Origin of the sequence: Aequorivita sp. KMM 9714, from assembly GCF_011065475.1 — a bacterium.
In the GTDB taxonomy this organism is placed as follows: domain Bacteria; phylum Bacteroidota; class Bacteroidia; order Flavobacteriales; family Flavobacteriaceae; genus Aequorivita; species Aequorivita sinensis.
This window is the reverse complement of the sequence record NZ_JAAGRO010000002.1, coordinates 485022-507966: the sequence shown is the minus strand read 5'-3', so window position 1 is coordinate 507966 and position 22945 is coordinate 485022. Positions and strand designations below refer to the sequence as shown.

Genomic DNA, 22945 nt, shown 5'->3' with positions numbered 1-22945 from the left:
CTCTTTTCTTTTTTCTCTTCTCTCTTCTCTCTTTTCTTTTCTCTTGTCTCTTGCAGTGAGATTTGCTTTAAAAATGTATCGAAGACTAAGGCTGTGGTGTTACGGTTTTGGTTATAATTTCCACATTTTCAATAGTTCCCATGTCTAGGGTTTCTATTATAATTTGTTCATCACCTCTTACTAAAACCAAATCTTTTAGAGTGATTTGAACACTTTTAAAAATTTGATATTCGTGAGGTTGATGTTGAAAGACTCCGTAAGAGTTAGCTACTTCAGGGTTTAAATAGTCAGGACCCACAGTAGGATCGGTGATATCATTTCTCGGATCTAAATCTAAGTTTTCATCTTCAAAACGAGTAAGTACTCCATCATTATCATCGTCATTGTCTAAAAAGTCTGGAATTCCATCTCCATCTGTATCTTTTGGATTTGAAAAAGGATCTTCATCGTCATCTTCTAAATTGAGTTCAAAAACTGTTGGCACATTGTCGCCATCATCATCAAAATCGTACATATCGTCTAAGCCATCGCCATCGGTATCACCAGCAAATTCAAATTCTCTTGGCACTCCGTCATTGTCTTCAATTAAAAAAGTAGTTGTAAGTACCGCAGTTCCAGAACTTGCTACATATTCTACAGTAACATTTGGTGAAGTAGGAGGAATACTACTGCAAAAATAGTTGTTGCCTAATGCTGCGTCGTAGGTTCTATAATCAACTACTATAGTTGTCCCGTTAAGGGCGTAGTTTGCAATTCCTTCTTCGCGATAAAGACTATCTAAAACTTCCATTTTAAGCGATAAGCTTTCTTTTGAATCTGGATTTACTTTATAAAACACATAGTTCCCTACGTCTCCGCAAGTTTTAAGTTCTGCATTGTCAAAGTTAAAAGACCTCACAATTATATCACCGTCATCACAACTTTGAATAAAAATAGAAGAAAATATAAGAAGAAATAAAAACCGATTCATTTTATGAGTTTTGGTAATGTTTTTAATAACAGTGAGTTATCGGAATTAATTGCAATGTTTTAATGTAAAATCAATTAATTCAAGTAAAGCGATAAAGATAAAAAAATTGAATGGTAATTATAATGAATCATTACTTTAAATAGCTGTCTAATTTACAACAAATCAAGGTGAAGGTACAGCTATTAGGATTTATTAATTGAGAATATAAATGTAAGAGGTTAAACTATTCGGTTAATAGTTAGAATCAGTTGGAATTTTTAAATGAATTTCAGACAAAAAAAATCCTGACAAGTAAAACTTGCCAGGACCTCCAAAAATCCTAATTATAAAAAAACTACTTAGAACGGATATGTGTTCTCCGCAATTACCTTATTAGAGATTGTCTTTCTAAGTTCAGCGATGTTTGGCATGTTTTGGTACTTAGTAAATCTTCTAAGTCCCATAAGCATTGCACGTTGTTCATCACCTTCAGAGAAAGAAAGAATTGCTTCTTTTGCTTTTACAGTAATAATATCTACAGCGTGGTATAAGTATAGCTGAGACATTGCAATTTGTTCTTTTTGAGTGTCTTCACCAAAGCGTTTTGCGTTCTTTTCAGTACGTAAAATTGCACTTTCAGCCATATAGATTTCAATTAAGATATCTGCTGCAGCTATAAGTGTTTGTTGGTGTTCTTCAAGTTCAGTTCCATATTTTTGAGCTGCACTTCCTGCCACCATTAAGAATACTTTCTTCAATTTAGCAATCATTGCTTTTTCTTCTGAAAGTAATTCAGAGTAGTCTGGAGTGTCGAAAGATGGGATTCCCATTAATTCGTCAGCTACTGCTTGGGCTGGGTTTAAAAGATCTACGTGACCTTTCATTGCTTTTTTCACAAGCATTCCAACTGAAAGCATTCTGTTTATCTCGTTTGTTCCTTCGTAAATACGAGTGATTCGAGCATCACGCCAAGCCGATTCCATTGGTGCATCTGCACTGTATCCCATCCCTCCATAAATCTGAATTCCTTCATCTGTACAGTTTTGAATGTCTTCTGAAACAGCTACTTTTAAGATTGAGCACTCAATAGCGTATTCTTCTACACCTTTAAGCTCAGCTTCTTGATGGCTATTTCCAGCCTCCATACGAAGTGCAATTCTATCTTCGATATCTTTGGCAGCTCTATACGAAGCACTTTCATCTACATACGCATTCGTTGCCATTTCGGCTAACTTAAGTTTTATAGCTCCAAAAGATGAAATAGGCACGTTAAACTGAATTCTTTCATTAGCGTATTCCACTGCTTTTGAAATCACTCTACGCTGTCCGTCAAGTCCTGCAGCAGCAAGTTTAATACGACCAACGTTTAAGGCATTCATCGCAATTTTGAAACCTTCGCCTCTTTCGCCTAACATGTTTTCTACAGGAACTTTAGTTTCATTAAAGAAAACTTGGCGAGTAGAAGAGGAGTGGATACCTAATTTCTTTTCTTCTTCACCTAGTGAAATTCCGTTTGAAGGATCGTTTTCTACGATAAATCCAGTAATGTTTTTGTCGTCTTCAATTCTAGCAAATACAATAAAGGTATTACAGAATCCAGCATTCGAAATCCACATTTTCTGTCCTGAGATTGAGTAGTATTTTCCATCTTCAGAAAGAACTGCTTTAGTTTTTCCGCTGTTTGCATCACTACCAGCACCTGGCTCAGTAAGTGCATAAGCACCAAACCACTCACCAGTAGCTAATTTAGGAACGTATTTTTTCTTTTGCTCTTCAGTACCGTATAGGGTAATTGGCATAGTTCCGATACCTGTATGTGCTCCAAAAGCTGTTGCTACAGAACCACTAGCTCCAGAAATATAGTCGCATACTAACATAGTAGTTACGAATCCCATTCCTAATCCGCCGTATTCTTCAGGAACTGCTACACCAAGAAGTCCCATTTCGCCAGCTTTACGCATAATTTCTTCGGTAAGGGCGTAATCGTGTTGCTCAAAGCGTTCTTTTAATGGCCAAATTTCACGATCTACGAATTCCTTCACAGAATCGCGCATCATTTTTTGCTCTTCAGTAAAATCTTCAGGAGTGAAGACGTCTTCGGCTTTTGTTTCTTTAACTATGAATTGTCCGCCGCGGAGAAGGTTGTCGTTGTTTTTTTCTGTTGTGCTCATATTTGTTTTGATTTGACTTAGGACGGTAAGACATAAGACGTAGGACTTGCCGTCACCAATAATGTTTTTGTATATATTAAAATTAAATTTTACGAAATATTCTTTTCTAAATTTTCCATAAAACGTGTAATCATTCCTTGAATTGATTGAATTTTTATTTCCAAATGTTTAAATCTTTCATTGGAAATATAACCAACTTCAAACGCAATTATAAGTTGAGTTTCCCATTCGAAAGCCGAACCAAGAGCATTATCCAAATATTGGAGAAAATGTTTATCAGTTCTTTTTGCAGTTCCTTCCGCAATGTTTGAAGGAATGGAAACCGCTGCCCTTTGCAATTGACTAGTTAAAGAATAGATTTCGGACTTTGGAAATGTATCTGTAGTTGAATAAGTTTCTTTTGTTAATTCAATACCTTCTTTCCAAATTGTAAGTTTTCTAAAATTATGCTTCGCTGCCATATTGTAAAGGTTTTAAAGTTTTAGTCTTACGTCCTACGTCCTATTGTCTTAAGTCATTATTTAAGAAACTCATAAACCCCAGCAGCTCCTTGTCCGGTTCCTACACACATAGTTACCATTCCGTATTTGCCTTGGAGGTTACGTTTGCGCATTTCGTCGAATAGTTGCACAGAAAGCTTGGCTCCAGTACAACCTAGTGGGTGACCTAAAGCGATTGCTCCACCATTTACGTTTACAATTTCCTTGTCTAAATCTAGTCCGCGAATTACTGCTAATGACTGTGAAGCAAAGGCTTCGTTTAATTCGATTAGCGCTAACTGATCTTGTTTTAGTCCGGCTTGTTTCAGAGCTTTTGGGATAGCGTACAATGGCCCGATACCCATAATACTAGGTTCTACACCTACAGCTGCATAGCTTACCATTCTTGCAATTGGCTCAAGGTTTAATTCTTTCACCATTTCTTCGCTCATGATAACCGCGAAAGCAGCACCGTCACTCATTTGCGATGAGTTACCAGCTGTTACACTACCGCCATTCGCAAATACAGGACGTAGTTTTGATAAAGCTTCTAGGTTAGTGTCTTTTCTAGGTCCTTCATCTTTATTTACAGTATAAGATTCAGTAACTTTTTTTCCGTTTTCGTTTACATAGGTACGTTCTACTTCAATAGGAACAATCTGATCGTTAAATCGTCCTTCCTCTTGCGCTTTTAATGCACGCATCTGACTCGTGTATGCAAATTCGTCTTGGTCTTCGCGAGAAACGTTGTATTTTTTAGCAACAGCTTCTGCTGTTAGTCCCATATTCCAGTAGTAGTCTTCCTTACCATCTTTGGCAACTTGATAATCTGGAACTGGTTTGTAACCTCCCATTGGGATATAGCTCATGCTTTCTGCACCACCAGCGATGATACAATCTGCCATTCCGTTTTGGATTTTAGCAGCGGCAATAGAGATAGTTTCTAATCCCGAGGCGCAATATCTGTTTACTGTCATCCCAGGAATGTCCACGATATCCAATCCCATTAACGAAACTAATCGACCTACGTTAAGGCCTTGTTCTGCTTCTGGCATTGCGTTACCAACAATTACGTCGTCAATTCGTTTTTTGTCGAGTTGCGGTAATTCGTTCATAATATACTTGATGGTCTCCGCCGCCAATTCGTCTGGACGTTTAAAGCGGAATACCCCACGAGGCGCTTTCCCCACCGCGGTTCTGTATGCTTTTACTATATATGCTGTTTTCATAATAGATTTTAGATTTTAGACATGAGATATAAGACTTTTTAAATTTTCTTTGAAAATTTCAGTATCAAAGCATAATTCATTTTTTGTATCTCAATTAATTCATTTAAAATAGGTTTAACTGTATTTTCTGAAACTAATTCAAGCCGGTGGGATAGAACTAGTTGTGTAAACAATTCATTTGATGAGCCGTTGGCAATACCTAAAAAGTTTTTAAACTCTCCATTAGTACTTCTTCCTGCTCCTTCAGCAATATTTGATGGTATTGAAACTGCACTTCGTCTAACTTGGCTTGTTAAACCATATTTTTCTTCCTTAGGAAATTCAGCTGTTATCCGATAAATCTGTTCCGTTATATCCATCGATTTTTGCCAGATTTTTAACTCTTGGAAATTGTGCATGATACTTAGATTTTAGAGGTTAGACATGTGATTTAAGATTTTAATAAAAATAACTATTTAGCTGATAATTAATTACTTTGTCTCAAGTCTCAAGTCTCACATCTCAAGTCTAGTATCTAATTTCTAAGCGGTTTCCCCTTCTGAATCATGTGCTGCAATCTTTCTAGGGTTTTTCTTTCTCCGGTTAAACTTAAGAATGCTTCTCTTTCAAGATCTAGCAAGTATTGCTCGCTTACATAGCTCGCTTCACTTAAATCACCACCTGCCATAACGTATGCCAGTTTGTTTGCAATCTTCTTATCGTGCTCACTAATGTATTTTCCAGCGTACATTTGGTCGGTTCCAACAAGGAACATTCCCATTGCTTGCTTTCCGAGTACTTTAATATCTGTTCTTGGAATTGGTTTTGTATATCCTTGATCAGCCATAAAACGTGCAGTTGCTTTTGCTGCAGCAATTTGTCGGCTTTGGTTTACAACCACAATGTCTTTTCCTTTCTGAAGAATTCCAGTGTCAAAGGCTTCATAAGCTGAAGTAGATACCTTTGCCATTCCAATAGTCAAGAAGTAATCTTGAAGTCGGTTAAGCTCAACATCTCCTTTTTTGAAAGTATCGCTTGCTCTAAGTGCCATTTCTTTAGAACCTCCACCGCCAGGAATCACCCCAACGCCAAATTCTACTAAACCAATATAACTCTCTGCAGCGGCAACAACTTTATCGGCGTGAAGTGTAAATTCACATCCACCCCCTAAGGTCATTCCGTGTGGTGCAACTACTACTGGAATAGAAGAGTAACGAAGGCGCATGCTTGTATCTTGGAAATACTTAACAGCAGCATTCAATTCGTCGTATTCTTGTTCTACAGCCATCATAAAGATCATCCCGATATTGGCACCAACAGAGAAGTTTTTCCCTTGATTGGCAACTACCAAACCGTCGAAGTCTTTTTCAGCAATGTCTATCGCTTTATTAATTCCAGCTAAAACATCGCCACCAACAGCGTTCATTTTACTAGTGAATTCCACATTTAAAATCCCATCGCCAAGATCTTCAACTACAACACCGCTGTTTTTGAAAACTTCTGAAGTCTTACGAATGTTGTCTAGAATAATAAATGAATCCTGACCAGGTACTTTTAAGTGTTTTTTCTGAGGGATATCGTAGTAATAGGTATTCCCTTCTTTTACGGTATAGAAAGAATCTACACCAGCTTCAAGCATTTCGTTTACCCAAGCTGCTGGTTCTTTTCCTAAATCTTTAATTAATTCAATTCCTTTTTTAACACCTACGGCATCCCAAATTTCGAAAGGACCATTGTCCCATCCGAAACCTGCTTTCATAGCATCGTCAATCTTGTAAAGTTCGTCGGTGATTTCAGGAATTCTTTTTGAAACATAAGCAAACATTGCTGCGAAGTTCTTGCGATAGAATTCACCAGCTCTATCTTCCCCTGCAATAAGAATTGGGAAACGATCGGTTACAGTACCAACCGATTTCGTTTTTTCTAGAGTTGCAAAAGATGCTTTTTTACTTTTTCTGTATTCTAGAGTGTCAAGGTCTAATGAAAGAATTTCACTATTCCCTTTTTCGTCTTTTACTTTTTTATAGAAACCTTGTCCGCTTTTACTTCCAAGCCATTTCTTTTCCATCATGGTGTCGATAAAACCTGGAATTTGGAAGATACCGTGTTCTTCGTCTTCTGGAACATTCTCGTGAATACCTTTAGCAACGTGTACTAAAGTATCAAGACCAACAACGTCAACAGTTCTAAAAGTAGCCGATTTTGGACGACCAATTACTGGACCGGTTAGTTTATCAACCTCTTCAACGGTAAGTCCCATTTCTTTCACTTGGTGGAAAAGACTTTGAATTCCGAAGATTCCAATTCTGTTTCCAATAAATGCAGGAGTGTCTTTGGCTACTACCGTAGTTTTTCCAAGGAACTTTTCACCGTAACCATTTAAGAATTCTAACACTTCAGGTGAAGTTTTAGGTCCTGGGATGATTTCAAAAAGTTTCAAGTAACGTGGTGGGTTAAAAAAGTGAGTTCCGCAGAAATGCTTTTGGAAATCTTCACTACGTCCTTCGCTCATAAACTTAATAGGAATACCAGAAGTGTTTGAAGTAATAAGGGTTCCTGGTTTTCTGTGCTTATCTAGATTCTCGAAAACTTGTTTCTTAATGTCTAGACGTTCTACTACTACTTCAATAATCCAATCGGCAGTTTTTACCTTAGCAATATCATCTTCTAAGTTTCCTGTAGTAATACGTTTTGCAAAATCTTTGTGATAGAGTGGGGCAGGGTTGCTTTTAATGGCTTTCTGTAATTCTGTGTTTACAATTCTGTTTCTTACCACTTTATCTTCTAGAGTAAGCCCTTTTTTCTTTTCGGCATCATTAAGCTCACGCGGAACAATATCGAGCAATAGCACCTCTACACCAATATTGGCGAAATGGCAAGCTATACCGCTTCCCATAATTCCGGAACCGATTACCGCTACTTTGTTAATTCTTCTTTTTGACATCTCTTTAAATTATGAGTTATGAATTATGATTTCTGAATTAAGAAAACTGAAGTCTTAATTCGGAATTATTTATTTTTTTGATTTTAAACTGAATCATAGACCTTTTTGGAGCTAATTAAGTCGTTAATTGTTTTTGCCACTTTCCTAAAAGTCTGTAAATCTTCTTCTGAAACATTTTCTCTTACAGCTTTATCAAAGCCGAAGACTACATCTTTTGAAAAACTTCGCATTTCTTTACCAAAAGGAGTTAGATGAATTAAAACCCCACGTCCATCTTCTGGATTTGGTTTTCGTTCAATTAGTCCTTTTGATTCCATTGCTTTTAAAGTGCGTGAAAGACTTGTAGCTTCCATTCCCATCTTTGGACCTAAAGCAGTACTTGGGGTGCCATTCTCAGGATCAATACTTATTAAAGCAAACCCAGTTGCCATAGTACTCCCTTTTTTTCCTGCTTCCTCATTGTACATTTTAGTAACATTCATCCAAGTGGAACGCAAAACATAATCTATGGTTTTCTCTTTTGTTTTTTCTTGCATTGAGGATATTGAAAAAAGTATAATACCAAAGATACAAAAATTTATTATGCACGCATAGTAAATTTAGTAGTTTTTTTATAATAAGTTGTGAGTGAGTGCCTCGGTACAATTTTATAGCTTAAAATGTATCCTTTTCATTCATAAAATGGCAGCTGCAAAATCCCTCGAGAGCCGATTTAGGGCTTTTGTTTTTTGTCTTGGTAGGAATTATTAAAACAAGTACTTATATATAGGTGAATTAAAAAACAATAAAGATCTTCAACAATATTTTTTCGGATTCTGGTATTTAATAATCACATAGTACTGGATTCAATTCAATTGAAATTATTCCGTGAAAACATTATAGCTGCATTAGTGTGTTAAGATTTAATAAAGAGCTAGAATCAGTTTAACGAAATGATATAATTTTGAATCTTGATTTTTAAATGGATATTATATAGACTTTAAGTCCTAACGCAAATAGATTAAGAATTATGAAAAAAATATTATACGTATTCATGCTTTCAGCAATTATCTATAGCTGTAAAGACAATTCTAAAAAGGATGAAACTCAAAAGCCTTCAACCGTAACCCTTGAAGAAAGTGTAGAGAACTTAACAGATAGTATTCAAGTAAAAAATATTCAGATAGGCTCGGATACTTCAAACGATAAAAATAAGTTTCACTTGTCTTATCCAAGTACGGTGTATGATTTCATTAATAAAAATGAAGAGGAATTTGCGCAGTCGTATTTAACCGAATTTAAAGACGCAGCTAAGGATGTAAATGAAGACGCAGTTGCAGGACTAGATTTTGGTCAGCATTTTGAAATTATAGAAAGCACACCTTCTATTATAGCTTTTTTAATTGAGCGTTACACTTCATACGGAAACAATTATAATTCTCAATACTTCACTCATATATATGACATAAAAGAAAAAAAGAAACTTGAATTCTCAACTATCTTTTCTCCACAGGATAACTTTGATAAACTAGCTGAAGTTGTTAAATCGAAAACAAGTGAGATTTTAAGAGATAGAATAAGATCAATGGAAGAGCTTACTGATGATGATAAAAAAGCACTTTGGAAAAATAGTCAAGAAATGATTGACGAGGGTACAAAAGCAAACGATAAAAACTATCATGCTTTTAGCTGGGATGAATCGGGAAACTTGACAATATATTTTGATAAGTATCAAGTTGCTTCGGGGAATCATGGAAATATAGAAATTAAACTTGCTCCAGAATCATATAAACACTTAGTGGCCGAAGAGTATCAATATATTTTTCACATTCAACCACAAACACAAGAAGAGGATACATCCACTACATCAATTGATACCGACCAATCTTCTCCAAAAACATATAAGATTGACTGCAGTAAGGAGCCTTGTATAGCAATTACTTTTGACGATGGACCTGCAACGCACACAACGCAACTTTTAGATATTCTTAAAAAGCATGATGTGAAGGCCACATTTTTTGTGTTAGGAAAATCGGCTAAAGTTCAAAAAAACACTTTATTAAGAGCTTATAAGGAAGGACATCAGATAGGAAATCACAGTTGGGATCATAAGGATTTAAAAAAACTGTCTGATGAAGAAATAGTAAACCAGATAATTAAAACCAATGATGTGATTTCAAATATCACAGGAGAAGAAGTGAATGTTATGCGTCCTCCTTACGGTTCGTTTAACGACATTGTAAAAAACAAAGTGAATATGCCAATCATCTTGTGGAATTTAGATCCACTGGATTGGAAAGACCGCAATGCCGAAACTGTCGCACAAAGAATAAGTGAAGCGAATATAAATGGAATTGTTTTGGCTCACGATATTCATAAAACAACCGTTGAAGCAATGCCAGAAGTGATTTCTAATCTTAAATCAAAAGGATATCACCTAGTTACTATAGACAACCTATTTGCAGGGAAAGAACTTGTAAATGGTAAAACCTATAACCGAAGACAATAATTAATTATTGATCTTTCTTTGAGTAATTCAGTTTTCCATCCACTATTCTTGCTGGAGCAGTGTAGGGATGTTCGGTAGCTTTGTTTTCGCTCATTATATGTAGTACTTCCCATCCATCAACTTTTAAGATATCGGAAATTAATGAGCGGTGACAGCTCCACCAAACAGCTTCGGCACACATTATTGCTGTCTGCTTTTCTGCGGCAATTTCTTTTAGAGTGTTAAGAGCTTGTTTAAACTCTTCGGTTGCCATATAATCTGCATATCCTTTAAAAGAATCTAATCGCCAAGCATCGTTTTTGGAATTGGGATTTGGTTTTCTACGTCCGCCTAAATCTATGAGATGCGTGTATTCTATGTTGTTTTCGGGAAGTGATTTTTCTAAACTGTCCTTATTAAATTGTGGAAATTTTCGAGAACTAGGATAATGCCGAACATCGACGAGAGATTTTATATTGAAGGATTGCAACAATTTTAAAAATTCGTCGAACGTACGGGTTGAGTGTCCGATGGTCCAAATAGTATTCATTTTTATAAAATAGATTACTATTAAATGTAAGAAATAGAGAAGGAGGGAAGAAGGAAAACAATCGGTTTAACGTAAGTTTATTAGGGTAGTGCCGATGGGTTTATGGTTAGAATGGATGCGATAACAGGATGTTTTTCTGTTTAGGTGGCATTTAAGACCTACACAGAGGCCTTCGGCGACGCCTTGCAGGTTGGGTTTTCGAAGACATTGGCAGGTTGTTACTTTTGTAAATTGAGGTGTAAGTTTAATTCGCTACAAACTTTAATCCTACAATAGATAGTATTAAAGTAGAAAGGAAAAATACACGCCAGAATGTAGCGGGTTCGTTAAAATAGAAGATGCCTACAAGTACAGTTCCCACTGCTCCAATTCCAGTCCAAACGGCATAGGCTGTTCCAATAGGTAAGGTTTTCGTTGCTTGAATAAGTAGAAACATACTTATAGCTAAACTAACTAGAAAGCCAAGAAACCAAAGCCTAGATTCTAGTCCTGTAGTTTCATTTACTTTTCCTAAGCAAGCCGCAAAACCAACCTCAAATAGACCACCTATTATAAGTAGGATCCAATTCATATTGTACGATGAGTTAATAAAATCAAATGTATTAAAAAAAGTCTGACAAAGTTTATCAATCATTATTATCACTAATGAGTTACGATAAACTTTGTCAGATTTAGAGAGTGTTTAAACTCGAATATTTAGAAAATAAACTTATGAAGTATGTTCATAGATTTTATCATAAAGATCTTTATACTGCGCTTTAATAACTTTACGCTTCATCTTCATGGTAGGTGTTAGCTGTCCGTCTTCAATGCTCCAAACATCGGGAGTCATTTCGAACCTTTTCACTCTTTCCCACTTTCCGAAACGCTCATTAAAAAGATCTACTTCTTCTTGAATACGAGCAATTACTTCTTTGTTATTTACCAAGTCCTTATTGTCTGCAGGAAGGTTGTGATTTTTCAGTTTCCCCCATTCTCGAATAAAATCAAAGTCGGGCTGAATTAAGGCTGCAGGCATTTTTTCACCTTCACCAATCACCATTATTTGTTCAATGAAACGAGATTGTTTCATTTCGTTTTCAATAATTTGTGGCGCTATATATTTCCCACCACTCGTTTTGAACATTTCCTTTTTACGGTCGGTAATCTTAAGGAATCCTTCGCTATCAATTTCACCTATATCTCCAGTATGGAAGTACCCACCTTCCATTACCTTTTCTGTTTCTTCTTCATTTTTAAAATACCCCAACATTACTTGAGGGCCTTTAACTAGAATTTCACCATCTTCGGCGATTTTTACTTCAGTTTCACTTAATGGTCTACCAACGGTACCAATTTTAAACCCATTGTTTCGCATATCGTTTACTGCAACTACAGGAGAAGTTTCGGTAAGTCCGTAACCCTCCATTACCGGAATTTGAGCAGCGTTAAACACACGTGCAAGTCTTGGTTGTAATGGAGCACTACCTGAAGCAATAGCCTTGATATTACCTCCTAAAGCTTCTCTCCATTTACTGAAGATTAACTTGTTAGCAAGTTTAAGTTGTGATTCGTACCACCAGCCATTCTCCCCGTACGGTTCATATTTTAATCCAAGGTCTATAGCCCAGAAGAATAATTTCTTTTTAATTCCAGTTAGTTCAGTTCCTTTGGCGTAAATCTTATCGTAAACTTTTTCAAGTACACGAGGAACAGCCGTCATTACCTCTGGTTTTACTTCATTTAAGTTTTCACTAATCGTTTCAAGCGATTCAGCAAAATATAGTTCTACACCACAATACTGATACATATAGTGTAACATTCTTTCGTAAACGTGACATACGGGTAAAAAGCTAAGTCCTTTAGATTTTCCCATTACAATAGGAAGACGCTCCGAACTAAATTTAGCATTACTCGCAATATTTTTGTGAGAAAGCATTACACCTTTAGGTTTTCCTGTAGTTCCAGAAGTATATATTAAGGTAGCAAGATCATTTTCGTCAATTGCCGCCTTTCTTTTATCTAATTCATCTTGATTGCTTTCATCTTTTCCTGCTTCAAGTACTTCCGACCAATTTTTTGCTCCTTTAACGTCATTAAAAGTATAGACTTCTTTCAGTTTAGGAACATTGTTTTTTATGGCCATTACCTTGTTGTATACCTCTTCATCTGAAACAAAACAATAAACAGATTCACTATGATTTAAAACGTATTCATATTCATCTTCAGAAATAGTTGGATAAATTGGAACATCTTGCGCCCCAGTTTGCATAATACCGATATCGCATATGTTCCATTCTGTTCTGTTCGTAGAAGAAATAAGCGCAACCTTGTCATTTGGTTGAACTCCCATTTTTATTAAAGCACGGCTTATTGCATTTGCTTTATCGATATATTCTTGTGTAGAAGTTGATTTCCATACTCCATTATATTTAGTAACAAGAGCATTTTCTTGAGGGTACTGTTTAAGTTGATAATATGGGAAATCAAAAAGTCTTTTTGGATCAGTCATAGTGTAGAATTATTGTATGTGCAAAATAGTGAAATTATTCGATATTCCATATTCACTATTTCTAAAGTAATATAATTATTAAAAATTCTATAAATCGAAGCAGTGGGTTTATTACTATCTTAGCGGAATCTTTGTTTGCTAAGTTATTTCAAATTTTTACAACATAAAAACTGAATCTATTTTAATACTAATCGCCGAGATAATTTAACCAACTACGATTGATATCTCACAAATTCTAATTTATTGAACTATGAAGCTTTTTAAATATTTAGCTCTTAATTTATTTTGTTTAACACTTTTTATTTCCTGCGATAATTCTCAAGAAAAAGTTTCTGAAGACAAGGAATTTAAAGTCGATTTTGAAAAATACACTCTAGATAACGGTTTACAAGTTATCTTTCATATAGACCGTTCAGACCCTGTGGTTGCAATAGCTTTAACAAGTCACGTAGGTTCAGCTAGGGAAATTGAAGGGAGAACTGGTTTTGCACATTTATTCGAACATTTACTTTTCTTAGAATCAGAAAACCTTGGAAAAGGCGGACTTGATAAATTGAGTGCTCGTATTGGAGGCTCTGGCGCAAATGGTTCTACTAGTAGAGATAGAACAAATTATTTCCAAACAGTGCCGAAAGACGCTTTAGAAAAAATGATTTGGGCCGAAGCTGATAAACTTGGTTTCTTTATCAATACAGTTACAGAACCAGTCTTGGCAAAAGAAAAGCAAGTGGTGAAAAATGAAAAACGCCAAAGAGTTGATAATGCTCCTTACGGTCATAATTTTTACGTAATTCATAAAAACCTTTATCCAGAAGGGCATCCTTATAGTTGGGAGGTAATCGGGTCTTTGGAAGATCTTCAAAATGCAACCCTTCAGGATGTAAAAGATTTCTATAACCGTTGGTATGTTCCTAACAACGTAACGCTTACCATTGCTGGAGATATTGATGTTGATCAAGCAAAAAAATGGGTTGATAAATATTTTAGTGAAATTAAACGCGGCGAGGATATTCCTAAAATGGAAAAGCAACCTGTTACGCTTTCTGAAACTAAAAAGCTGTATTACGAAGATAATTTTGCCCGTGTACCTCAATTAACGCTTACTTGGCCAGGGGTTTACCAGTATCATCCAGATTCGTATGCCCTAGAGGTTTTGGCAACCTATTTAGCAAAAGGTAAAAAAGCACCTTTATACCAAACGCTAGTAGAAAATATGAAGCTAACCGACGAAGTGGATAGTTATCAATACAACTCTGAAATTGCTGGTCAGTTTATGATGCAGGTTACAGCGTTTCCAGATACAAGCTTACAAGACGTATTAAATGGAATTGAAGAAGGATTAAAAAAGTTTGAAGCTGAAGGGATTTCTGAAGCCGATTTAGATAGAATTAAAGCAGGGCAGGAAACTGCTTTTTATCAAGGACTTTCAAGTGTGCTAGGAAAGGGATTTCAGTTAGCTCAATATGAAATATTTGCTGGGGATCCTGGATTTGTAAATCAAGATGTGAAAAATATACTTGCAGTTACGCCTGATGATGTAATGCGAGTTTACAACCAATATATTAAAGGTAAGAATTATGTGGCAACAAGCTTTGTTCCTAAAAACCAGAAAGCACTAGCCCTAACAGATTCTAAATTAGCAGATGTAGTGGAAGAGCCAATTGTTGAAGGTGCTGAAGAAAGTTTTGATTCAAGCGTAGTTGCGGAATATGAAAAAACACCTTCAAGTTTTGACAGAAGTGTGGAGCCTCCTTATGGTGAAAGTCCAGATGTGAAAGTTCCAGAAGTATGGAAAGACGAATTGTCTTCAGGTATTAAATTATTTGGAATTGAAAACAATGAAGTGCCTTTGGTGCAGTACAGAATTCAACTTGATGGCGGAATGCTTTTAGAAAATTCAGAAAAAATTGGTGTTTCAAATTTACTAGCAGGTCTAATGACTCAAGGAACTGCTACAAAAACTCCTGAAGAACTAGAAAATGCAATTGAAAGTCTCGGGGCATCTATAAATACTGTAGCTACAAAAGAAGCTATTATGATTTATGGAAATACATTGGCTAAGAATTATGATAAAACGATGAGTCTTATTGAAGAAATTCTACTTCAGCCAAGATGGGATGAAAAGGAATTTGAACTTCAAAAGCAAAGTGTTTTAAGTCAAATTGAACGTCAGAAAGCAAATCCAAATAGTATTGCAGGTATTGAATTTGACAAGTTAATTTACGGTGAAAACAATATCTTATCGCACGATAATTTCGGAACTAAGGAGTCTGTAGAGGCTATTACTTTAGATGATTTAAAAACATATTACAACACATATTTCTCACCAAACATTACTAAATTTCATGTAGTGGGTGCTGTGTCACAAGCTGAGGTTTCACGCTCGTTAACGTCATTAAATGATAAATGGGCGTCAAAAGAAGTGTTGTTTCCTGAAATAGCTGATATTAAATACCCTGAAACTTCAAAAATTTATTTTTATGATTTTCCAGGAGCGAAACAATCTGTTCTTAATTTTGGTTACCCGGCTATAGCTGCTACACACGCCGATTTTTATCCTGCTAGCTTAATGAATTACCGATTAGGCGGTGGTGGTTTTGCGTCGCAACTTACGCAAGAATTACGCGAAGGTAAGGGTTACACTTATGGTGTTCGCTCTGGATTTACAGGTACAAGTATTGAAGGGACGTTTATGATAAGCAGTGGTGTTCGCTCTAACGTTACCTATGAGTCCACAGCCTTGATAAAAGATATTTTAGAAAACTATGGTAAGAATTTCAATGAAAATGATTTGGAAATTACCAAAGGCTATATGCTAAAAAGTGGAGCAAGAGCTTTTGAAACATTAAACAGCAAGTTGTCTATGCTTTCAAATATTAGCAACTACAACTATCCAGTTGATTATGCAAAACAACGCGAAGCAACCGTTAAAGCCTTGACCGTAGAAGAAGTTAAAGCATTAGCTGAAAAATACATTCGTCCAGATAAAATGATATATGTGATAGTTGGCGATGCAGCAACTCAATTGGGTAAACTGGACCAACTAGGGTTAGGAAAACCAGTGCTTTTGAATAAGTAATTAGAAATTGATAACTACGAGAAAATAACTCGTAGTTACTTTCATAAATAAAAAAACCGTTTACAAATTTTCTGTAAACGGTTTTTTATTATCTATAGAATAGATCTACTTCTTTTCAATCCATTTTCTTGCATTAACTAAGGCTTCAACCCAAGGAGAAACTTTGTCATCCTTTCTATCTTGTGGGTAGTATGCCCAGTTCCAAGGAAAAGTAGAACGCTCTAAGTGAGGCATCATTACTAAATGGCGACCTGTTTTATCAGTCATCATTGCAGTGTTGAAATCACTTCCGTTCGGATTTGATGGCAATTTATCATAACCGTATTTTGCAACAATATTGTAGTGGCTTTCCTCTTTTGGGAAACTGAACTTCCCTTCCCCGTGAGCCGACCATATTCCTAATGTACTTCCTGCCATTGAAGATAACATCACAGAATTATTCTCCTGAATTTTTACAGAAGTAAACACACATTCAAATTTATTGGTATCGTTATGAAGCATTTTTGGTTTTTCTTCATCTTCAGGATTAAGTAATCCTAACTCCACAAATAACTGGCATCCGTTACAAACACCTAAGGATAATGTATCGTCTTTAGCAAAGAAATTCTTTAATGCTTTATTCGCTTTTTCGTTGTAAAGGAAAGCTCCAGCCCAACCTTTAGCACTTCCTAAAACATCACTGTTACTAAATCCACCAACAGCAACTAAGAATTTTATATCCTCAAGATCTTCCCGACCTTCAATAAGGTCGGTCATATGCACATCTTTTACATCAAATCCTGCCAAGTGCATCATATAAGCCATTTCGCGCTCACTGTTACTTCCTTTTTCACGGATTACAGCTGCCTTGGGTCTCGACTGCGCTCGACCTGACATTGTCTCCTCGAGCGTAGTCGAGAGGTTGCCTGTGAAATTCTTGGGAAACACAAACTTTAATGGCTGATTCTTATAATTGTCAAAACGTTCTTTAGCTAGTTCTGAACCGCTTTGATTTCTGTCTAATAAATATGAAGTTTCATACCAAGCATCACGCATTTCAGGAATGCTGAATGAAAGTTCTTCGCTGTTATTTTTAATGGTTAGTGTTTCATTAGTTGTAACAGTTCCAATCTTTTTGAAATCGATATTATTTTCAGATAGAAGTTTTTCAACTGAAGTATCTTCAGAAGCTTGAATTACAAGTCCTGCGTTTTCAGCAAAAAGAACTTTTACCATATCACTTTCACCTAAGTTTGAAAGATCTAAATCTGCTCCAAGATTAACGTTGGCAAAGCACATTTCTAATAAAGTAGTAATCAATCCACCTGAAGCAACATCGTGTCCAGCAAGAATTTTACCTTCTTTAATGAGATCTTGTAACGTATTGAAAACGGTTTTTACGTATTCAGCACTTTTTACATTTGGCGCTTCGTTTCCGATAGCGTTTAAAATTTGTCCAAAAGAAGATCCGCCTAGTTTAAAGTTGTCTTGAGATACATTGATATAGTAAATACTACCACCACCGTTCTGAAGAACAGGCTCAACTACTTTTTGAATATCGTTACAGTTTCCTGCAGCAGAAATAATTACAGTTCCTGGAGAAATAACCTCTTCGTTTTTGTATTTCTGCTTCATTGAAAGTGAATCTTTTCCGGTTGGAACGTTGATTCCTAAATCAATTGAAAAATCTGAAACAGCTTTAACAGCTTCGTATAGTCTTGCGTCTTCTCCTTCGTTATTACAAGGCCACATCCAATTGGCTGAAAGTGAAACACTTTTTAAACCATCTTTTAATGGAGCCCAAACAATATTGGTTAGAGACTCGGTAATAGCATTACGCGATCCTGCAGCGGGGTCTATTAAGGCTGTTAATGGAGAATGCCCAATAGAAGTGGCTACACCCTCTTTACCTTGATAATCTAAAGCCATTACACCGCAGTTGTTTAATGGTAATTGTAATTGTCCTACGGTTTGTTGTTTTGCAACACGACCAGTTACACAACGGTCAACTTTATTGGTAAGCCAATCTTTACAAGCTACAGCTTCTAATTGAAGAACTTGTGTAACGTATTCTTTTATTTTTGAAGCTTCGTAAACAGAGTTTTTATAGTTTCTATTTACGGTTTTGTCTTTCATTATTGTTTTTGGTGAGCTACCAAACATGTCTTCAAGAGCAAAATCCATAGGTTTTTTGCCGTCTTTGTTTTCAAAACAGAAACGTTGGTCGCCTGTAACTTTCCCTACTTCGTACATAGGAGAGCGTTCGCGGTCTGCAACTCTTTTAAGGTTTTGAATGTCTTTATCACCAATAACTAAGCCCATTCGCTCTTGGCTTTCATTCCCCATTATTTCTTTGTCAGAAAGAGTAGGGTCACCAATAGGAAGTTTGTTTAAGTCAATTTTTCCACCTGTTTCTTCAACTAATTCACTTAAACAGTTTAAGTGTCCACCTGCACCGTGATCGTGAATAGAAACAATTGGGTTGTGGTCGCTTTCTACCATTGCTCGAATGGCATTGGCAGCGCGTTTTTGCATTTCTGGGTTACTACGTTGAATTGCGTTAAGTTCAATTCCGCTGCTAAATTCACCTGTATCTGCCGATGAAACTGCAGCACCACCCATTCCAATTCGGTAGTTATCACCACCTAAGATTACAATTTTATCACCTTCTTGAGGCTTGTCTTTTATTGCTTGACTTGCTTTTCCGTAACCGATACCACCAGCAAGCATAATCACTTTATCGAAACCTAATTTACGAGCGTCTTCTTCGTGTTCGAAAGTAAGAACAGATCCAGCGATTAATGGCTGACCGAATTTGTTTCCAAAATCGGAAGCTCCATTACTAGCTTTAATTAAAATATCTAAAGGCGTTTGGTAAAGCCAATCGCGTTCTTTCATTCCTTTTTCCCAAGGCTTTTCTTCGTTCAAACGTGAATAAGAAGTCATATAAACCGCTGTTCCAGCAAGCGGTAAAGAACCTTTTCCTCCTGCCAAACGATCGCGGATTTCACCACCACTTCCAGTTGCAGCACCGTTAAAAGGCTCTACTGTAGTTGGGAAGTTGTGCGTTTCAGCTTTTAATGAAATAACACTGTCGAAATCTTTTTCTTCGTACCAATCTGGCTTATCTGCACTTTTTGGAGCCCATTGTTTTACTTTAGGTCCTTTTATAAAAGCTACGTTATCTTTATATGCAGAAACAATATCGTTCGGGTTTTCTGATGAGGTCTTTTTAATAAGTTTGAATAGGGAAGAAGGCATTTCTTTTCCATCTATTTCAAATACACCGTTGAAAATTTTATGACGGCAATGCTCACTATTTACTTGGCTGAAACCAAAAACCTCACTATCGGTAAGCTTTCTACCTATCTTTTTTGATAAGTTTTCAAGGTATTCAACTTCTTCAGCATTTAGCGCTAAACCTTCTTTTTCATTGTATTCAGAAATATTTTCAATTTCTAAAATTGGTTCAGGTTGCACATTAATATCAAAAACCTCTTGATTTAGTTCCTGAAATTTTTGAGAAATCATAGGGTCGAAAGCCTCTTTTACAACTGAACTGTTGTGAAATTCCTCTATACGAATTACGCCTTCAATCCCCATATTTTGGGTGATTTCAACGGCATTAGTACTCCAAGGAGTAATCATAGCTGCGCGAGGACCAACAAAAAAATCCGACGTGTTTGTGGACAGGACGGATTCCTCTAGCTTAGCCTGATTGCCAAAAAGCCATTCCAGCTTTTTAGTATTTTCTTCTGAAATTATTCCGTGGGTTTGAACTGCAAAAACAGTGTTTTCTACGTTACCAAAAAAGTGAATCATCTATTTTTATTTTGAAGCTGCAAAGTTAACTATTTTAAAGGATAATCTATTTATCTAAAAAGCTTCAAAATTCTCTAATTATCATTTTTAATTAACAACAATTCGATTTTTTGAAGTTCTAGAGGTGTAAAACAGAAAAGAGCAGACTTTTGCCTGCTCTTTTCTTATATAAAATCAATCTTTTTTTATGCCTTCTTTTGTAATAAAGAAATGTAAAAACCATCATAACCACTTTTGCTTGGCAAGATTCTTTCTTCATTTAATAACGTAAAATTCTTACCAGCTTCACTAGCTAAAAATGCTTTCACTTGTAATTCATTTTCTGAAGGCAGGATAGAGCAAGTAGCATAAACCAAATCTCCACCTGGCTTTACCATTCTAGAGTAGCTTTCTAATAAATCCTTTTGAGTAGCTCTAATCTTATCTAAAAATTCAGGCTGAAGTTTCCACTTAGCATCAGGGTTTCTTCTTAAAACTCCTAATCCAGAACAAGGAGCGTCAATTAAAACCTTATCGGCCTTTTCTATCAACTTCTTTATAACTTTAGTGGAATCAATTACTCGAGTTTCAATATTGAAAATATCGTTTCTTCGAGCTCTACGCTTGAGTTCGATAAGTTTATTCTCGTAAATATCCATTGCAATTAGCTGGCCTTTATTTTCCATCATTGTTGCAATATGAAGGCTTTTTCCGCCCGCCCCTGCACAAGCGTCAATAACGCGCATTCCAGGTTTTGGGTCTAGCATAGCAGCTACTTTTTGTGAAGAAGCATCTTGTACTTCAAACAAACCGTTTTTAAAAGCATCTGTAATAAATACGTTTGAACGCTCTTTAAGTTTTAAAGCATCTGGATAACCTTTTATTGTTTCAGTTTCAATTTCAAGGTCCGATAATTCATTTTGTAACGCTTCAACTGTAGTTTTTAAGGTATTTACGCGTAAAACAACGTCGGCTTGTTTGTTTAAGGCTGCAATTTCCTTATCCCATTTCTTTCCTAATTCTTTTTCACCTAACTCATCCATCCAATCTGGAATAGATTCACGGTATTTTCTAATTTTAGAAAGTTCGTCGAATCTTCCTTTTATACGACGGGTAGGAGTATCTTCAAATTGTTTCCATTCTGGAATTTTAATTCCGTTTAAGGTTGCCCAAACAGTAAATAATCTAAATAGATTAGGACGGTCAAAAGGTTCGCGAACTTCAGCAATTTCTGAATATAGGCGTTTCCACCTTACAATATCGTAAGTGGTTTCTGCAATAAATGCTCTGTCTCGCGCACCCCAACGTTTATCACGTTTTAAGGTGCTTCTTAATACTTTATCGGCTTGTTTATTTTCGTTGAAAATAAGGTGAAGTGAATCAATAGTAGCGAATACTAGGTTTCGGTGTAATTTCATTTAATAGGGTATTCAATTTATATAACACAAAACCAGATTAATTAATAAAATTACTCCTGAAATTTGTGTTTGACTTTAAGGCTTTCAATCAGTTGAAAACTTTTGCGAGTGCAAAGGTATCTCTTTGAAACTGAAATTGAAACTTAAATCGAAATCAAAAAAAATATTTTATAAATTATTTTTTACAATTTACTACCAAAAGACTTAAAAGTTGAAAGATATTTTCAATTTATCTGATGTTCCCAAGCATTTATAAATAGGTTATGATATTTGGTATTTTAGAATGTTTACTTTTGCCAAAAATTTTAAAAATGCGATTTCTTTTTATCCTATTAGCTGCATTAACATTAGTTTCTTGTAACACTAAGCCTGAAGTAGAATTTAATTCTGTTGATATTACACCAGTTTTTATAGACAGTTTGAGTATTCGCGCTATTCAACCCTTAGATGAAAACAGAGTTTGGTTTGCAGCAGATCAAGGAAAAGTTGGTTTTATTGACGGCGACACTCCGAAGCTAGCTGTAATTAAATATGAAGATACCTTACTTCATTTTAGATCTATAGCAACAACAAACGAAGCGGTTTTTGTCTTGAGTATCGCTAATCCTGCAGTGCTTTATAAAATTGGTTTTGATGGAAAAGATGCAACCAACATAGAAGAGGTTTATTCAGAGAAAAACGAGAATGTGTTTTACGACTCGATGAAGTTTTGGAATGATATGGAAGGGATTGCAATTGGCGACCCTACAGAAGACTGTATGTCTGTAATAATTACCCGCGATGGTGGAAATACTTGGCAAAAGTTATCTTGTGAAAATCTTCCAAAAGTAGAAAAAGGCGAAGCAGCATTTGCGGCAAGTAATAGTAATATTGCCGTTTATGGAGATAATGCTTGGGTGGCAACAGGTGGTAAAAAAGCTCGAATTATGCATACTTCTGATAAGGGAAAAACTTGGGAAGTATATAAAACACCAATTATTCAAGGACAAGCGATGACTGGAATTTACTCTGTTGACTTCTTAGATGAGAAAAACGGCGTTATTTTCGGTGGAAACTGGGAAGACAAAGAGTTTAATGAAGGGAACAAGGCTATTACTAAAGATGGCGGTAAAACTTGGAAATTGATTGCAAATGGAAAGGAGCCGGGGTATCGCTCTTCTGTAAAATATGTACCTGGCACAAAAGGGCAAGGGCTAGTTGCGGTTGGCTCACCTGGAATTTCGTTTAGCGGTGATGGAGGTAAAAACTGGAAGGAACTTTCAAAAGTTGGTTTTTTCGCTATTGAATTTGTTAACGATAGTGTAGCTTTCGCTTCAGGCAATAAAAGAATTTCAAAATTAGTATTTAAGAAGTAGCGTTATAATTTCTTCATTGTTAAACTACATTTATTATTTATATCTGTAAAATAT

General features: G+C 35.9%; 15 protein-coding genes. 3 read left to right on the top strand and 12 right to left on the bottom strand.

All coding sequences use genetic code 11. The annotated features are described in order from the left end of the window. Positions 1 to 85 precede the first annotated feature (85 nt). The 7 genes from G3A46_RS08550 to G3A46_RS08520 form a co-directional block, all read right to left on the bottom strand. Complete coding sequence (locus tag G3A46_RS08550; protein ID WP_165148778.1) at positions 86 to 970, bottom strand: hypothetical protein; 885 nt, start codon at positions 968 to 970, stop codon at positions 86 to 88. Positions 971 to 1308: 338 nt separating this feature from the next. Then, a complete protein-coding gene (locus G3A46_RS08545; RefSeq protein ID WP_165148776.1) occupies positions 1309 to 3120 on the bottom strand; it encodes an acyl-CoA dehydrogenase family protein in 1812 nt (603 codons plus the stop codon). Positions 3121 to 3209: 89 nt separating this feature from the next. After that, positions 3210 to 3581, bottom strand: coding sequence for a four helix bundle protein (locus G3A46_RS08540; protein WP_165148774.1), 372 nt, complete (start codon positions 3579 to 3581; stop codon positions 3210 to 3212). A gap of 56 nt (positions 3582 to 3637) precedes the next feature. Beyond that, positions 3638 to 4828: an acetyl-CoA C-acyltransferase gene (locus tag G3A46_RS08535; RefSeq protein ID WP_165148772.1), complete on the bottom strand. Its 1191-nt coding sequence runs from the start codon at positions 4826 to 4828 to the stop codon at positions 3638 to 3640. A gap of 38 nt (positions 4829 to 4866) precedes the next feature. Next, positions 4867 to 5226, bottom strand: a complete 360-nt coding sequence (locus G3A46_RS08530) for a four helix bundle protein (RefSeq protein ID WP_165148770.1) — start codon at positions 5224 to 5226, stop codon at positions 4867 to 4869. A gap of 116 nt (positions 5227 to 5342) precedes the next feature. Beyond that, a complete protein-coding gene (locus tag G3A46_RS08525) occupies positions 5343 to 7751 on the bottom strand; it encodes a 3-hydroxyacyl-CoA dehydrogenase/enoyl-CoA hydratase family protein (RefSeq protein WP_165148767.1) in 2409 nt (802 codons plus the stop codon). Between the two features lie 83 nt (positions 7752 to 7834). Next, entirely contained in the window at positions 7835 to 8287 is a 453-nt protein-coding gene (locus tag G3A46_RS08520; protein WP_139856415.1) for a MarR family transcriptional regulator, read from the bottom strand. A 473-nt stretch (positions 8288 to 8760) separates the two neighbouring features. Here G3A46_RS08520 and G3A46_RS08515 point away from each other — a divergent pair, with 473 nt between their 5' ends. Then, positions 8761 to 10239, top strand: coding sequence for a polysaccharide deacetylase family protein (locus tag G3A46_RS08515; protein WP_165148764.1), 1479 nt, complete (start codon positions 8761 to 8763; stop codon positions 10237 to 10239). Between the two features lie 4 nt (positions 10240 to 10243). Here G3A46_RS08515 and G3A46_RS08510 read toward each other — a convergent pair whose 3' ends face one another. The 3 genes from G3A46_RS08510 to G3A46_RS08500 form a co-directional block, all read right to left on the bottom strand. Further along, positions 10244 to 10768: a DUF488 domain-containing protein gene (locus G3A46_RS08510; protein WP_165148761.1), complete on the bottom strand. Its 525-nt coding sequence runs from the start codon at positions 10766 to 10768 to the stop codon at positions 10244 to 10246. 244 nt (positions 10769 to 11012) lie between these two features. Further along, positions 11013 to 11339: a multidrug efflux SMR transporter gene (locus G3A46_RS08505; RefSeq protein WP_165148758.1), complete on the bottom strand. Its 327-nt coding sequence runs from the start codon at positions 11337 to 11339 to the stop codon at positions 11013 to 11015. A 138-nt stretch (positions 11340 to 11477) separates the two neighbouring features. Then, positions 11478 to 13259, bottom strand: a complete 1782-nt coding sequence (locus G3A46_RS08500) for a long-chain fatty acid--CoA ligase (RefSeq protein WP_165148755.1) — start codon at positions 13257 to 13259, stop codon at positions 11478 to 11480. 250 nt (positions 13260 to 13509) lie between these two features. Between G3A46_RS08500 and G3A46_RS08495 the strand changes: the two genes are divergently transcribed. Continuing rightward, the gene (locus tag G3A46_RS08495) at positions 13510 to 16338 is read left to right on the top strand and encodes a pitrilysin family protein (RefSeq protein ID WP_165148752.1); all 2829 of its coding nucleotides are present in this window, start codon (positions 13510 to 13512) and stop codon (positions 16336 to 16338) included. A gap of 105 nt (positions 16339 to 16443) precedes the next feature. Here the strand turns inward: G3A46_RS08495 and purL are convergent, their stop codons facing one another. Further along, entirely contained in the window at positions 16444 to 20139 is a 3696-nt protein-coding gene (purL, locus tag G3A46_RS08490) for a phosphoribosylformylglycinamidine synthase (protein ID WP_165148749.1), read from the bottom strand. A gap of 185 nt (positions 20140 to 20324) precedes the next feature. Beyond that, entirely contained in the window at positions 20325 to 21536 is a 1212-nt protein-coding gene (locus G3A46_RS08485) for a methyltransferase domain-containing protein (protein WP_165148746.1), read from the bottom strand. A gap of 311 nt (positions 21537 to 21847) precedes the next feature. On the opposite strand from G3A46_RS08485, the gene G3A46_RS08480 reads away from it, so the two are divergent. Then, positions 21848 to 22891: a YCF48-related protein gene (locus G3A46_RS08480; RefSeq protein ID WP_165148743.1), complete on the top strand. Its 1044-nt coding sequence runs from the start codon at positions 21848 to 21850 to the stop codon at positions 22889 to 22891. Positions 22892 to 22945: the final 54 nt, after the last annotated feature.

Excerpts from the sequence above, each read along its gene's own strand:
- G3A46_RS08480 (WP_165148743.1), top strand. The coding sequence starts at position 21,848 with ATGCGATTTCTTTTTATCCTATTAGCTGCATTAACATTAGTTTCTTGT.
- G3A46_RS08510 (WP_165148761.1), bottom strand. The coding sequence starts at position 10,768 with ATGAATACTATTTGGACCATCGGACACTCAACCCGTACGTTCGACGAA.
- G3A46_RS08485 (WP_165148746.1), bottom strand. The coding sequence starts at position 21,536 with ATGAAATTACACCGAAACCTAGTATTCGCTACTATTGATTCACTTCAC.
- purL (WP_165148749.1), bottom strand. The coding sequence starts at position 20,139 with ATGATTCACTTTTTTGGTAACGTAGAAAACACTGTTTTTGCAGTTCAA.
- G3A46_RS08540 (WP_165148774.1), bottom strand. The coding sequence starts at position 3,581 with ATGGCAGCGAAGCATAATTTTAGAAAACTTACAATTTGGAAAGAAGGT.
- G3A46_RS08505 (WP_165148758.1), bottom strand. The coding sequence starts at position 11,339 with ATGAATTGGATCCTACTTATAATAGGTGGTCTATTTGAGGTTGGTTTT.
- G3A46_RS08550 (WP_165148778.1), bottom strand. The coding sequence starts at position 970 with ATGAATCGGTTTTTATTTCTTCTTATATTTTCTTCTATTTTTATTCAA.
- G3A46_RS08515 (WP_165148764.1), top strand. The coding sequence starts at position 8,761 with ATGAAAAAAATATTATACGTATTCATGCTTTCAGCAATTATCTATAGC.
- G3A46_RS08520 (WP_139856415.1), bottom strand. The coding sequence starts at position 8,287 with ATGCAAGAAAAAACAAAAGAGAAAACCATAGATTATGTTTTGCGTTCC.
- G3A46_RS08495 (WP_165148752.1), top strand. The coding sequence starts at position 13,510 with ATGAAGCTTTTTAAATATTTAGCTCTTAATTTATTTTGTTTAACACTT.
- G3A46_RS08525 (WP_165148767.1), bottom strand. The coding sequence starts at position 7,751 with ATGTCAAAAAGAAGAATTAACAAAGTAGCGGTAATCGGTTCCGGAATT.
- G3A46_RS08500 (WP_165148755.1), bottom strand. The coding sequence starts at position 13,259 with ATGACTGATCCAAAAAGACTTTTTGATTTCCCATATTATCAACTTAAA.
- G3A46_RS08530 (WP_165148770.1), bottom strand. The coding sequence starts at position 5,226 with ATGCACAATTTCCAAGAGTTAAAAATCTGGCAAAAATCGATGGATATA.
- G3A46_RS08545 (WP_165148776.1), bottom strand. The coding sequence starts at position 3,120 with ATGAGCACAACAGAAAAAAACAACGACAACCTTCTCCGCGGCGGACAA.
- G3A46_RS08535 (WP_165148772.1), bottom strand. The coding sequence starts at position 4,828 with ATGAAAACAGCATATATAGTAAAAGCATACAGAACCGCGGTGGGGAAA.